Source organism: Mariprofundus sp. KV, from assembly GCF_013387475.1.
In the GTDB taxonomy this organism is placed as follows: Bacteria; Pseudomonadota; Zetaproteobacteria; order Mariprofundales; family Mariprofundaceae; genus Mariprofundus.
In genome coordinates this window covers 255,245-269,409 of sequence record NZ_VWNB01000001.1, presented here as the reverse complement: position 1 = coordinate 269,409, position 14,165 = coordinate 255,245, and the positions used below count along the sequence as shown (strand labels likewise).

Sequence of the window (14,165 nt, the reverse complement as noted above, 5' to 3'; positions counted from 1 at the left end):
TCTATCTATTTATTAAATGGGCACTAAAGCGGCGTATTTGAGCATCAGTCGTTTGATGCCGGCACGTTTGAACTGCACGGATACACGTGATGCATCACCCGAGCCCTCAAGGGAGAGGATGACACCATCGCCGAAGCTCGGATGCATGACACTGCTGCCGATAGTGATGCCGCCGGATGTGGCTGCACTGTTGGTTGCTGCAGGGGCTGGATTCTCCTGGCCGAGAATCTCTGGCGAGAGCTGTTTGATAAAGCGGCTGGGTAGCGGATAGTGCGACTCGCCGAACATGCGGCGCAGTCGGGCTGAGGTGAGCAGCAGATGTTTACGGGCACGGGTGATGCCGACATAAAGCAGTCTGCGCTCCTCTGCGATACCCGATATTCCCTCATCAAGGGCGCGCTGATGCGGCAGCTGCCCCTCCTCAACACCGGGCAGAATGACACAGTCGAACTCCAGCCCCTTGGCGCGGTGCAGACTCATCATGGAGACAGCGTCAGGCTCTTCACTGTTATCGTCGCGATGCATCTCTTCACTGCTCTGCAGAAGGGCTGCCCGATCCATGAACTCCACCGGTGTTAAGCCCAGTGCCATCGACATCTCGATATACTCCTGCAGCGTCCTTATGTTCTCCAGGCGGGAAGCAGCTTCGATCTCTCCGAGCGCCTCGATGCTCTTCAGGTAACCGGACTCCTGCAGTATGAGATTCATGCCGCGATCAGGCATCTCATCCAGGTCATGCTGCAGTGATTGCATCAGGGCGGCGATGGGCTCCACCTTTTTGGCTGCCCCTTCAGCGCCGCCACTGGCGATCAATTGCAGCCAGTCACATGCCCTCAGTCCTGATGATGCAACCATCGCCATCAACTGCTCCTGTCCCTTCAGGCCAAGCCCGCGTTTGGGTCTGTTGCAGATGCGCAGCAGCTGCAGCGCATCGCCGCAGCCGTTCAGCAGTGACCAGTAGGCCAGTGCATCCTTGATCTCCATGCGTTCGAAGAAGCCGACACCGCCGATCATGCGGTAGGGGATTTGCGATTCACGCAGCACCTGCTCCAGCACCAGCGACTGGCGATTGGAGCGGAAGAGGATGGCCATCTCACTCCACGGATAACCGTGGCTGCGCCAGCGATCGAGCTGAGCTGCGATGCGGCGCGCCTCATCGTAATCATCGTTACACACCTTCCACTGCGGCCTATCGCCCTGTTCCAGGGTTGCTTTCAACACTTTTTCATGGCGATCAGCATTTTCACTGATCACCGCATTGGCCAGCTCAAGGATGGCGGCGGAGGAGCGGTAGTTCTCCTCCAGCCGGTGCAGACCTGCACCACTCCAGTGACGTTCGAAATCAAGAATGTGCGAGACATCAGCGCCGCGCCAGCCATAGATGCTCTGATCATCATCACCGACCACGGTCAGATTACGGTGTCCGCTGCAGAGCAGCATCAGCCACTCATGCTGGATCGGGTTGGTATCCTGATACTCATCCACCAGCACATGATCAAAGCGGCTGCGCAGCGCTTCGGCAATATCAGCATGCTCGCGCATCAGCAGCACGACATTGAGAATCAGATCAGAGAAATCCATGCGTTCATGCTGTTTGAGCTGAGCCTGGTACTCAGCGTAGAGCTCGCGCATATCGATACCGTTCCAGCCATGTTCAGGCGCCTGGGACGGAGTCAGCCCTGCATGTTTGCAGTGTTCGATCCAGCCGATCAGGTAGTTGGGGTGCAGCCGATCTGTGGCAATATTGCGTGCTTTCAGCAGCCGTTTGACCAGTGCCTTCTGATCATCGGAGTCGATCACCTGAAAGGAGCGCGGGAAACCGAGCGCATCGGCATAGCGACGCAGAAAGCGCAGAGAGAGTGCATGAAAGGTGCCGGAGGTTACACCGCCACCATCATCACCGATCAGCATGGAGAGGCGCGCCTTAAGCTCGGCTGCGGCTTTGTTGGTAAAGGTGACAGCGAGTATCCGGTGCGGGGCAAAACCACGCTCGGCAATAAGATGGCCAATGCGGTGAACAATGGTGCGCGTTTTACCTGAGCCCGCGCCTGCCAGAATCAGCTGCGGGCCGTCACCTGCAGAGGTTGCCTGCTGCTGGGCGCTGTTTAACTCACTCACGCTCACCCTCCCCGTGTTTGACGATCAGTTTGTGGTAGGTCGAGAAGATGGCGTTGCGGGACAGTATGCCGAGCACCCTTCGCGGATTGTCATCAGCGACCACCGGCATCTGTTCGAACTCCTCGCGATCAAGAATCTGTACGGCATCAAGCAGACTGTCGGATTCACGTACGGTAAGCACCTTGCGATTGGCCACCTCTCCGGCCACTACAACCTGATCCAGTGCAGGGTCAATCAGCCACTGCTGCAGATCGGCAAAGGTAACAATGCCGACCATATCACCGTTATCATCCACCACCTGCACACACCCCTTGCCTGAGCCGGTATAGACCTGTTTCAGCTCCTCCAGCTTGGCATGTTCCGATACGCGGGCAATCGAGCGCCAGGGGATCTGGGTGATCGGTACCGATCTGATCCATGACTGCTCCCTGCCCCAGTGGGTTTCAATGCCGCGCTCCTCCAGCACTTCGGTAAAAACAGAGGCCCGGCCAAAAGAGCGGGTCACCATGGTGGCTACGCTACAGGCGATCATCAGCGGTAGCATGATGTGATAGTCAGCCGTCATCTCAAATACGATCAACATCACCGTCAGCGGTGCCTGCAGGGCAGCTGCCGTTAACGCCCCGCACGCCACCAGTGCATAGGCACCATAACCTTCAGTGTAGGCGGGGGAGATGCTATGGGCGATATCACCGAAGAGCGCACCAACGGTAGCGCCGAGGAAGAGGGCCGGGCCGAACAGCCCACCGGGAAAACCGCCTGCGGCACTCAGAACTACGGCGATCGTTTTGCCGATCAGGATGATGGCCAGAAAAGCAGTTAACGGCAGCGCCACACCAAGCAGTTCAGGGTGGATGCGCTCCAGCAGCATATCCTCGACCACGCCGTAGCCGATCGACATCACCTGAGGAATGGCCAGCCCCATCAGGCCGATGGCGAAGCCGACAGCCGCAGGGCGCAGCTTGCGATTGGGAATCAGGTTGGCCAGCCAGGCACGTGTAGGTGCCATCGATTTGATAAAACCGCTGGCAACCAGGCCGCACAGAGCCCCCATGATCATATAGGCGGGAATCTCCCAGACGCTGATCAGGTGATATTCGGGGACGGTGAAGGCGGGGAAGTTGCCCACCTCGGAGCGGGCAATCACGGTCGCCAGTACTGAGGCAATAACGATCGGACTGAATGTGGCAATGGCGTAATCAGCCAGGATCACTTCAAGGGCGAAAAGCACGCCTGCAATCGGCGTGTTGAATGAGGCGGCAATGGCAGCGGCAACGCCGCAGCCGATAAGGATGCGCAACTGCTGTTCGGAGAGTCCTGCACGCTGGCCGATTTCTGAGGAGATCAGGGCGCCCAGTGCGACGGTCGGCCCCTCTCGCCCAAGACTGGCGCCACTACCGATGGCAATAGCGGAGCCGAAGGTTTCGGTAGCCATCTGATGGCGGTGTACTCTGGCTTTGCTCTCCACCATATCGGCCAGTACGCCTGATACGCCGCGCAGTTCACCACCGGGCAGATAACGCACGGTGATCCAGCCGACCAGCAGGCCACCCACGGTCGGGGCCACCAGATAGATATACCAGGGCAGGGTATCCATCGCTTTTAACCAGGTGCGTTCACCTGTCCAGAAGAGGCTGACCCACTCAATGGCGAAACGCAGCAGCAGTGATGCGTAGCCGGATACGACACCGACAACAACGGCCAGCAGCACAACGTAGAGTATCTCCTGGTTGCGAAGCCAGGTTTTCCACGGTTTGCGATCTGATGTATCCTTTATTGTCATGCGTGTTGGTTACCCTTGCTGTGATATTTTCCGGATAGCCCAACAGTAACAGAAAATGAGCCAAGCTCGATAGTAGAGGGCAGCTCAGCGTTGAAAAAGAGGCGGAGGGGCTTCAGCCGGTGATAGAGGTCAGATCAGGAGGGTTTTTATGCAGCGCTTTTTCAACCTCAATATAGATGGAGTCAAAAGAGATTCTGGCAGGCATGTTCTCGACAACAAAATGGGTGGCAATGTTACAGATTCTGGCCAGGGGCAGACTACTATCCGGATTATGGTGCTCTGCAACCACCTGACAGAGATCATCAGGAAACAGCCACAGACTAAGCAGCTGCTGACCTGCTTCGGCGTGATTGACACCATACAGTTTCTCCTCTGCCTTGATCAGAGCATCGGAGTGCAGATGGCCGAGTTCGCGCTCGAAATAGGAGAAATCGACACGCATGCCCAGAGCAGCCCGACCGATATCGTGCAAAAGTCCGACCATAAAAGCCCGCTCGTGATTGTATTTTTTACCTGTTGGGTCGATCTGATGTGCCAGCTGTTCACAGACCAGCCCCACCGCAAAGGCGTGGCTCCAGAAGGCGCGAATGTTTGCCATGCCGGTGGGTAGAATGATGCCGTACATCAGTGACATGGCGGTAGCGATATGTACGGTCTCTTTGGAGCCGAGTCGGGCGATCGCTTTGGAGAGTTCGCCAATGGCGATGCCGGAAGGGTTATAGGCTGAGGAGTTGGCAAATTTCAGGATCATGACCGTGGTGGCCTGATCACTTCTGATCACTTCAGCCAGATCATCAGCACTGGAGTTGGGATCCTGTGCAATTTTCTGAATTTTGATAAAGCGATCCGGCAGCGAGGGTAGATCCTCACTGAAAGCCAGTAGCTCCATGGTTGATACTCTGTCGAAAACTGCGTCATGCATAGCTTGATCCTCAAGCAAATATATTGCCAATATTAGGGATACTCTGAAAAAGTCAGCGTATCCGTGCAGGCCATGGATGGCCTGCCAAAATCATGCACAGTAAGTGCTCGGTTTTGTGAGCAAAGGCAAAGCCACGCTTTTGCCTTTGCGTACTGAAAAACTACATGGACGTGGTTTTTCAGAGATTCCTTAGCCTGCAAGTTGTATAGCACTGCTACTCAACCACTCGTAGACCGGATATATCATGAACGAGCCGAGCGATAGATCAAGTATCGGTGTGGCAACCAGTAGCGTCAGGCTAATCCATGTCAGCGAATTTCCACCCGGCAGAGGGGGAAGTTTGGGGCTTTTGGCGATGATCTCTCCCATCAGCAGCAGAGGTAGCGGCAGCAGATGCAGAAAGAGCATGCAGAGGTTAAAAAACATCAACACCTTGGCCCACCAGAGGTGCAGCGGCGGCAGGCCGACCGGAGCCTGAGAGGCAAGGCTCCAGGCATAGAGAAGAAAGCCGATAGCGCAGAGCAGCGCGTGGGCGATGAGGCGGGTGGCCGCAGCCTTTAAACCCGGCTTGAGAGGGTTGGGCAGTGCAATGATGACACCACGATGGAAGCAGAGTGCGGTTAAAAACGGAATCCAGCAGCCTCGCCAGGATATGGCATAAAAGGGGTGTGGCAGCCCACCTTTTATCAGTCGGGCTTCGAGCATGGTGACCAGAGTGATCGAAACAAGCACAGGCAGACTGTAGAGAATCAGCTGGCGAACAACGATAGTGAACCACTCATCCATGCTGTTTTACGCTTGTAATCAGAGGGTGGCGATCACGCATGGGGGGCGATGACGGGTTCATGGTTGTAAATGTGGACGAGTCGAATGATTCGCGCAAGCTAAGCCACCGTTTATTCATTCAGCATCTTCCCTTCCCGCCCGCCTGTTTGTTGGACGGTGATTTTATTTTCGCCTGCGATAGGCTGCGCATATGGACGCATACCTTCACTCTTTTATCGCTTATGCCATTGCGGCAAATATCGTTGCAATACCAATGATTCTTCTCGGTAGAAAGTTCTCTCTGCGCTGTCATCCGATTGAGTATGTGATGCTCTACTTCTGCTGGCTGGTGTTTGTTCTGCTGGTTGGATCTGTTTTTGACGACCTCAATCATGCGATGGTCAAGCTGGAGGTGAGCAGCAGTGAATTGAATACGGTATTCGCTATTGCCGGCTTTCTTGCCGGGCTCTCGCTACTACCTAAAATTTTCTTTGCCAAGAAAGAGGCCAATACCGTTCTGATTACCTCATTGACGGCAATTTTTGTGGCGGTGATCTGCTCCAAATTTGTTGTGCTCGCATTTCTGTTTACTTCCGAGGGTGTTTAACGCCATCGCTAACCGACACCTGATGATGGTCTAAGTTGCAGGCATGGTTACCCACGCATCCCTGAATCGCATTCGTCTCTTCTACGCAGCCTATTTTGCCGCCATGGGGCTGGTGCTGCCCTTCTTTCCGGTCTATCTCGATGGTCGAGGCCTTGATGCAGTATTGATCGGTTTCATGACCGGACTCATGGCACTGGCGAAAGTCGTGGCGCCGCCCTGGATCGGGCATCTGCTTGATAGCCGCCCACAGGATCAGGGGCACCGGTTTATTGTCATTGCCTCATGGCTGGCGGCCTTTGCCGCGCTGGTGATTGCGTTTGTGTTTAATGTTTACCTGCTAGCTGTGGTCATTCTACTGTTTGGTGTTTTATGGGCGGCAGTATTGCCGCTTGCCGATGGGCTCTCTGTCTCGGTGTCCGAATTGGAGATGGCCGACTATGGACGTCTGCGTGTCTGGGGTTCGATCGGTTTCGTTGTCGCCTCACTGCTCGGTGGTGTTTGGCTGACGGGTGAGCATGTCGCCAGCTTCCCCTATCTGCTTGCTGCACTGATGGTTGTGCTTGCCGTTGCTGCACGGGGTTTCCCCAGTGTCGAGCAGTTTCATGAACCCGAAAGTGGATTAACCCCATTCCCCAGGGTTTTCTATCTGCTGCTCGCCGTCGCCTTTATCATGCAGATCTCGCATGGTGCCTACTACGGTTTTTTCAGCCTCTATCTGGTCGATGCCGGTTTTTCGGGGTGGCAGATTGGCCTCTACTGGGTGATTGGCGTACTTGCTGAGATCGTTCTGATGTGGCGCTGGTCAAGAGCAGTGCAGCTGCGTGCACCGGCACTGGTATTCAGTATCTGTCTGGCGCTGGCCGCTCTGCGCTGGCTGGGCACAGGTTTAACAACCAATATGGTGCTGCTGGTCGGGTTGCAGCTGTTGCATGCGGCCAGTTTTGCTGCTTTTCATGTCTCTGCCATCGCCTGGGTCAAGAGGATTGCGCCGGATAACCGTCATGCTGCTGCACAAGGACTCTTTTCAGCAGCCGGTTTCGGACTGGGTACTACCATTGGCATCATGGGCTGCGGCCTGATTGTTGGAAGCATGGGATATGCAATGGCCTTTTATCTCTGTGCCGGGGTCGCTGTCATCGGCATACCGCTGGCGCTGATGTTGCCAAAACGTGGTTTCAGAGCCTCTTCAGATTAATTTTGACGGCGTCGATTCAGCCCTTTTTGTGGCTCTGGTCGGGTTTGAACCGGCGCAGGCGATTGGCGTTGCTGACCACGGTAAATGAGGAGAGCGCCATGGCTGCTCCGGCTATCATCGGATTGAGCAGCAGCCCCATGAACGGGAAAAGAACGCCTGCCGCTATCGGAATGCCCAGCGTATTGTAGATAAAGGCACCCAGCAGATTCTGGCGGATGTTGGCCATGGTTGCCCGGGATATCTCAATCGCGGTAAGCACACCCAGCGGAGAGGAGCGCATCAGCGTAATATCCGCACTGGCCATTGCAATATCGGTTCCGGAAGCGATGGCAAAACCGACATCAGCACGGGCCAGGGCTGCAGCATCGTTAATGCCATCACCGACCATGCCAACGATCTCTCCGGCCTGTTGCAGCGCCGCGATCTTTGCATCTTTATCCGCGGGCATCACCTCGGAGATCACATCATCAACACCTACAGCAGTTGCTACGGCAGCTGCTGTAGCGTGGCTGTCGCCAGTCAGCATCACCACACGTAGTCCCTGAGCCTGCAGTCGCGTTACCGCTTCCCTGCTCTCACTGCGGATCGGATCGGATATGGCCATCATACCGATCACCTCTCCATGCTCTGCCAGCAACATGGGGGTGCGCGCCTGTGCGGCAAGTCTGTTCACCTGTTGCTGGATCTCAGTAGTTAGCGTCACGCCGCGCTCTCGCATCAGTCTGAGGCTGCCCAGCAGCAGTTTGCGCCCGTCCACGCTGCCTTCCAGACCGAGCCCGGCATGGGCTTTGAACGCTTCACAGCTGCCAGCTTTTATGCCCTGCCCGGCGGCTGCACTTATGATGGCTGCAGCCAGCGGATGTTCACTGCCCGCTTCAAGTGCAGCGGCAAGGTAGAGCAGCTGCTTCTCATCAGCGGCAATCGCGATGCAGTCGGTAAGCGTGGGTTTGCCAAGCGTCAGGGTGCCGGTTTTATCCATCACGATGGTTGTAAGCTTGCCCGCCCGCTCCAGCGCCTCACCGTTTTTGATCAACACACCATGTTCGGCCGCTTTGCCTACCCCCACCATGATCGACATCGGTGTAGCCAGCCCCAATGCGCAGGGGCAGGCGATAATCAGCACGGTCATCGCCGTAACCATGGCATAGCTGATCTGCGGCTCAGGCCCGAAATAGAACCAGAGCAGAAAGGTGAGCGCAGCAATGAGCAGGATGGCGGGTACAAACACGGCTGCCACCCGATCCACCACCCTGCCGATACGCGGTTTTGAACTCTGTGCCTGCTGTACTGTTGCAACAATGCGGGCAAGCACGGTATCGGCTCCGATCCGTGTCGCCGTAAAGAGAAAACTTCCCCGCCCATTGATGGTGCCACCGACCACCTCATCCCCGACCGCCTTCTCCACCGGCATCGGTTCACCAGTCAGCATCGACTCATCCACCAGTGAATGGCCTTCGCTGAGGTTGCCGTCAACGGCAATCGTTTCCCCCGGGCGCACACGCAGAAGATCACCGATAACCACCGCTTCGAGGGGGAGATCAATCTCTTTTCCATCGCGTACGATGCGGGCTGTTTTGGGGGTTAGCCCCATCAGTCGCCGGATCGCCTCCGAGGTTTTTCCACGCGCCCGCATCTCCAGTGCCTGTCCGAGATTGATCAGGGCGATGATAACCAGTGCTGCCTCAAAATAGATGTGTCGCCCCATCGCAGGCACGGAGCCGGGCCATAGGGTGATGATCATCGAGTAGAGCCATGCCGAGCCGGTGCCGGTGGCAATCAGTGTATCCATATCGAACTGCAGACGGATAAAGCCACGCATGGCACCGCGATAGAAGTGGCGACCTGAATAGATCATCACCGCCAGCGTGAGCAGCCCCAGCACAATCCAGAAGATGTTGGTTGATTCGGTGGAGAGTTGCGGCAGCCAGCCGCTCATGCCTGCGATAAACAGCGGTGCGCCAACGGCTGCGGCAACCATGAACTGTTTGAGCAGTTGTTTGAAACGCAATTGATCGGCGATCTCTCTCTCTGATTCATCGGCGGCTGTGCGAATTTCACGGGCATCGCGTCCGGTTGCCCTGATTGCTGTAATCAGATCGGCAGTCTGCATCGCTCCTTCCACCAGTCCGCTACGCTGGGCCAGATTGACACTGGCATGGGAGACACCGGCCACACTGTTGAGTGCGGCCTCAACCTTGGCGACGCAGCCGGCACAGTTCATGCCATCAATCGCCAGTCGAACTATTTTTCTCTCACTCATTTTGCAATCTTAGTGGAGCAGGGGAAAAGTGCATCTATGAACTTGTTGGTTCTGGAACGTTTGAACAGCTATGAGCATCTCTGAAGGAGAGTGGCAGGGCTTGAGATGGAAGGGGGGGCTGCTCCGGCGGTTCGGATTACGCTTTACCTGAAGCCAGCTGCTCGCGGATGATTCGGCTGGCCGATGAAACTGCCCACGGTTTGCTGATAATAATCTCATGCTGTTCTGCAAGATGTTTGATCATCTCCTGATTGAGGTCATAACCGGTGGAGAAGAGCAGCTTCTGCCCGGGATTGAGCTTGCGGATATCACGGGCGGCATCAACGCCTCCCAGCTCCGGCATCACAATATCGAGAATCACCAGATCAATGGCATCACTCTTCTCTTTGTAGATATTAAGCGCCTGCATGCCGTTACTGGCGGTGATCACCTGATAGCCCAGAGATGAGAGGATATCGGCATAAGCGATAAGCAGCATCTCATCATCGTCGGCCAGCAGGATGGTTTCGCCATGTTCAGACTGTAGCTCTTCGCTCTCCTCATTCATCTCCTGTAGATCACTATGCTTGATTGGCAGGAATACCTGGAAGGTTGAGCCTTCGCCCGGCTGGCTCTTCACCTCTATGACACCACCGTGATCCTTGATGGTGCCGTAGACCATAGCCAGCCCCAGTCCCGTACCTTTGCCGGGATCTTTGGTGGTGAAAAAGGGCTCGAATACCTTACCCAGGTTCTCATGGCTGATGCCTGTGCCGTTATCCGTCACCTCAATCAGGGCAAATTCGTTGCCGGAGAGTTCCGGGTGTTGCTGTTTGAAGGTGAGATCAGATTCATATTGTTTCAGGCTGATGGTAACTTCGGGTTTCTGCGCATCAATGCAGGCATCGCGGGCATTATTGACCAGGTTCATCAGCACCTGCTGCAACTGTGCAGGGCTGGCCATAATGATCATATCCTCATCAGTATGGATCGATTTGAAACTGATATTGGCGGGCACACCCGGCTCAATCAGTTTGCTCGCCTCCTTGAACAGCGATTTGATTGGTGTCGGTGATTTCTCCACCACACCGTGACGGGCGAAGGTGAGCAGATGTTTGATCATATCGGCGGCCTGAGTTCCGAGCACCTCTGCGGTCTGAATCTTCTCTTTTGCCTGCTCCGGTTCAGAATCGATCCTGCGCCGGGCGATATAGAGCGAACCTGTTATACCGGCCAGAAGGTTATTGAAGTCGTGGGCCATGCCGCCAACCAGTGTGCCGAGCGCCTCCATCTTCTGCGCCTGCAGGAACTGCTTCTGCAGCTCTTTTTTATCGGTGATGTCGTGGGCGATGCCCTCTACCGAAAATACGGTGCCGGAATTATTGCTGACCGGTGATTCATTGATCTCCAGCCAGTGGCGGGAGCCATCTTTGGCGAAGATCTCAAGTTCGTAGGAGGGCTGGGTTTTGCCTGCAAGTGCCTGCTCGGTATTTTTGGTCACCGCTTTGTTGATCGGGTGATCCGTCAGATATTGCGCATAGTGGGTTCTAAACTCCTCCTGACTGTAACCGAGCAGATTGGTGATCGATGGACTGACATAGGTGAAGACACCGCTGGCATCATGTTCGTAGAGGAAATATTCGTTGCGCAGATTCTCGACCAGGCGTCTGAAACGGGTCTGGCTCTCCTCTAACGCAGAAGTTCGCTCATCAATCAGCTGCCCCATACGGGCGCGCAGACGATAGAGCTCAAGATGGGTGCGCACCCTGGCCAGCAGCTCCTGGCGCTGAAACGGCTTGGTGACGAAATCGACAGCACCGAGATCAAAGCCTTTGATGTGGCTCTCCAGCTCGACCGAGGCACTGAGGAAGATCACCGGCACATCACGGGTGATCTCATCGGCTTTGAGTTTTCGGATCACCTCAAAGCCATCCATGCCGGGCATGCGGATATCAAGCAGGATAAGCTGCGGCGGTTTGGCAACTGCTGAGTTGAGTGCGAGTTGACCGCTATTGGCCGGACGCACCTGATAACCTTCACCTCGAAGCGTTTCAGTGATCAGCTTCAGGCTGGCCGGGGTATCGTCAACGACAAGAATCTCGGAGGATGCTATCGACAGGCTATCATTTTCAACCATGACCATTCTCCTCCAGTACTTTAAGTATAGCAGAATAATCAAGCTGCCTGTGTAAGTTACGCAAGCTCTCTGCCAATTGCGGGTTGATCGCCTCCACCTCAGGCAGTGTGGCCTCAAATCCATCCATATCCAGCTCCAGAGCACACTGCTGTATCCGCTTTATCAACGCAGCCGGTAGCGCTCTGATAGCGGCAGCAAAGTCATCTTTATCCAGATGCTGCTTCTCTGTGTCAGCAGGCTGCCTGGCATCTTCTCCACCAGGGTAGCTGAATTCGATCTCAATATTGCGCTCGATAGCCTGGAATATCTCTTCAAAGGCGTAGGGTTTTTTGACCAGATCATCACAGCCGGCATCAAACATCTGTTGCCGCTCTTCACGGAAGGCCACGGCGGTAACAGCAATGATCTTCACATCACCCCCTCCCGGCTCCTGACGGATATGACGGGTGGCCTCTTTGCCATCCATGACCGGCATACGTCGATCCATACAGATCAGGTCGGGTTTCCAAGCCTTAAATTGTGCAATGGCCTCTTCACCATTGGCAACCACCAGCGTCTGCAGGCCGGCTTTGCGCAACACACTCTCGAGAATAATGGCATTGGCCGTGTCATCCTCGGCAATCAGCACCTTGATTGCTTTCTGACCGGCAGCCAGCCCGGTTGGCAGACCCTTCGTTGCGGGTGTAATCTCCTCTATTTCAGAGGCTGTCGCCTCTTTCACCCTGATCGAGAAGGTGAAGGTGGAGCCTTCATTGAGTTTGCTCTGCACTTCGATATGACCATCCATCATCTCAATGAACTGTTTGCAGAGGGAGAGCCCCAGCCCTGTGCCCTTCTGATCGATCTTCTCCTCACCCTTCTGCACGATCTGCTCGAAGGGGGCGAACACCTTATCCAGATCTTTGGCTGCGATGCCGATGCCGCTGTCGGTGACGCTGCCGGTGAGAGTGAATTCACCCTGCTCATTTGGCGCTTCAGTTGAGATGTGGAGGCTCACAGCGCCCTGCTCCGTAAATTTGACAGCATTGCTAAGCAGGTTGATAAGAATCTGACGGATTTTTGCGGCATCAGCATAGATAAATTTCGGGTAGTTCGAGTCGGCATCAAGCCCCAGGCTGATGCCCTTGCTGGAGGCACGAACCACCATCATATCAATGGCCTCACGTATCAGCTCATCAAAATTGAAGCTGTCATTCTGCAGGTCGATTTTACCCGCTTCGATCTTGGACATGTCGAGCACATCGTTGATCAAGGTGAGCAGGTGGGCGCCTGAGCGATTGATGGTCTGCAGGTTTGCCTTGCTCGCCTCACTCATAGCCGGATCCATCTGCAGCAGTTGTGAGAAACCGAGAATGGCGTTGAGTGGTGTTCTCAGCTCATGGCTCATATTGGCCAGAAAGATACTCTTGGAGCGGCTGGCCTGTTCGGCACCGGATTTGGCCTGCCTGAGCAGCGCCTCTTTACGGCGCAGTTCACTCTCTTTGGCTTTTCTTATCTTCACCTCATCCTGAAGTTCACTGTTCAGCGTTTCCAGAGCCTGCCTCGCCTCTTCGGTCTGATGGCGCTGAATATTGATATCTTCCATCACACTGATGGCGGCCAATCTCGATTTCTGCAGCGCATCGGTACGCTCTTTTATGATCTCTTCCATCTGATCGCGTGAGGCCATGGAGTCGGTGAGACTGTGTGCCATGCTGTTCAGGCTGGCTGCGACCTCTGCCAGCTCATCTTTTGATCGAAGGCGAATCGGTTCATGAAGATCGCCAGCTGCAAAACGTGAGATGCCTGATTTAAGAATATTCAGAGCGCGTATGATTCTGAGTAGCATCACGCCAGCCAGAAGCACAAGCAGGATGATTGCAGTGGCGGTGATCAACATCGAAGCTGTGCGGATGTTATGCAGCTCCAGAGTATAATGTTCATCAATGATATTGCGCATCGTGGTGGCGTGGGAGATGATCGATTGCACCTGCAACATCGATGCGCGCAGCTCCCGATTAAGACGAACTTGAAAATAGCGGCTGCCCTCGACCTCCTGACCCGCCTTGATCAGCCGCTGCAGCTGCAGCTGCATATCACTCATACTCTTGCGAAGCTGGATGATCGGTTGTTGCGTTCCTTTCACACTTTGAATTTGCGCATCCAGCAACAGCGCTTGCAGCTGTTGATAACTTGTCTGCCACTGCTGTTGCGCTCGCTGCTCTTTAGGCGTTGCGGCAATGTCCGTGGTAAGCATTGAGAGCTGATAGGCTTTACGCTCAATGGTATCGATGGTGTGCTCTGTTGCTATCGATGTCTCCATCACCCGATGGCTCCACTCCTGCAGGCCAAGTGAAGTCACACCGGCCGTGATAAACAGCAGGATAAGCAGTTGCAGGCGATGGCGGATGCTCAAATCA

The 14,165-nt window shown here is 55.1% G+C and carries 9 protein-coding genes; 2 read left to right on the top strand and 7 right to left on the bottom strand.

Annotated features, from left to right (window positions below):
* Window positions 1–12: 12 nt before the first annotated feature.
* From F3F93_RS12695 to F3F93_RS01445, 4 genes are all read right to left on the bottom strand, one after another.
* Window positions 13–2,118 carry a UvrD-helicase domain-containing protein gene (locus F3F93_RS12695; RefSeq protein WP_176957375.1) on the bottom strand — a complete coding sequence of 702 codons (2,106 nt, stop codon included), beginning with the start codon at window positions 2,116–2,118 and terminating at the stop codon, window positions 13–15.
* A complete protein-coding gene (locus tag F3F93_RS01455) occupies window positions 2,111–3,901 on the bottom strand; it encodes a chloride channel protein (RefSeq protein WP_176957374.1) in 1,791 nt (596 codons plus the stop codon). The genes F3F93_RS12695 and F3F93_RS01455 overlap by 8 nt, the downstream gene beginning before the upstream one ends.
* 112 nt (window positions 3,902–4,013) lie before the next feature.
* The gene (locus tag F3F93_RS01450; protein WP_176957373.1) at window positions 4,014–4,823 is read right to left on the bottom strand and encodes an HDOD domain-containing protein; all 810 of its coding nucleotides are present in this window, start codon (window positions 4,821–4,823) and stop codon (window positions 4,014–4,016) included.
* Window positions 4,824–5,012: 189 nt separating this feature from the next.
* Complete coding sequence (locus F3F93_RS01445; RefSeq protein WP_176957372.1) at window positions 5,013–5,609, bottom strand: hypothetical protein; 597 nt, start codon at window positions 5,607–5,609, stop codon at window positions 5,013–5,015.
* Window positions 5,610–5,799: 190 nt separating this feature from the next.
* Here F3F93_RS01445 and F3F93_RS01440 point away from each other — a divergent pair, with 190 nt between their 5' ends.
* Complete coding sequence (locus tag F3F93_RS01440) at window positions 5,800–6,195, top strand: hypothetical protein (protein WP_176957371.1); 396 nt, start codon at window positions 5,800–5,802, stop codon at window positions 6,193–6,195.
* A 43-nt stretch (window positions 6,196–6,238) separates the two neighbouring features.
* On the top strand, window positions 6,239–7,390 hold the full coding sequence (locus tag F3F93_RS01435; RefSeq protein WP_176957370.1) for an MFS transporter: 1,152 nt from the start codon (window positions 6,239–6,241) through the stop codon (window positions 7,388–7,390).
* 16 nt (window positions 7,391–7,406) lie between these two features.
* On the opposite strand, the gene F3F93_RS01430 is transcribed toward F3F93_RS01435, so the two are convergent.
* The 3 genes from F3F93_RS01430 to F3F93_RS01420 all read right to left on the bottom strand — a co-directional run bounded on the left by F3F93_RS01430 (window position 7,407) and on the right by F3F93_RS01420 (window position 14,161).
* A complete protein-coding gene (locus F3F93_RS01430; protein WP_176957369.1) occupies window positions 7,407–9,650 on the bottom strand; it encodes a heavy metal translocating P-type ATPase in 2,244 nt (747 codons plus the stop codon).
* 136 nt (window positions 9,651–9,786) lie between these two features.
* Window positions 9,787–11,766 (bottom strand): response regulator, encoded by a 1,980-nt coding sequence (locus F3F93_RS01425; protein ID WP_176957368.1) that lies wholly within the window; start codon window positions 11,764–11,766, stop codon window positions 9,787–9,789.
* Complete coding sequence (locus F3F93_RS01420) at window positions 11,759–14,161, bottom strand: ATP-binding protein (protein ID WP_176957367.1); 2,403 nt, start codon at window positions 14,159–14,161, stop codon at window positions 11,759–11,761. The genes F3F93_RS01425 and F3F93_RS01420 overlap by 8 nt, the downstream gene beginning before the upstream one ends.
* Between the last annotated feature and the right edge of the window lie 4 nt (window positions 14,162–14,165).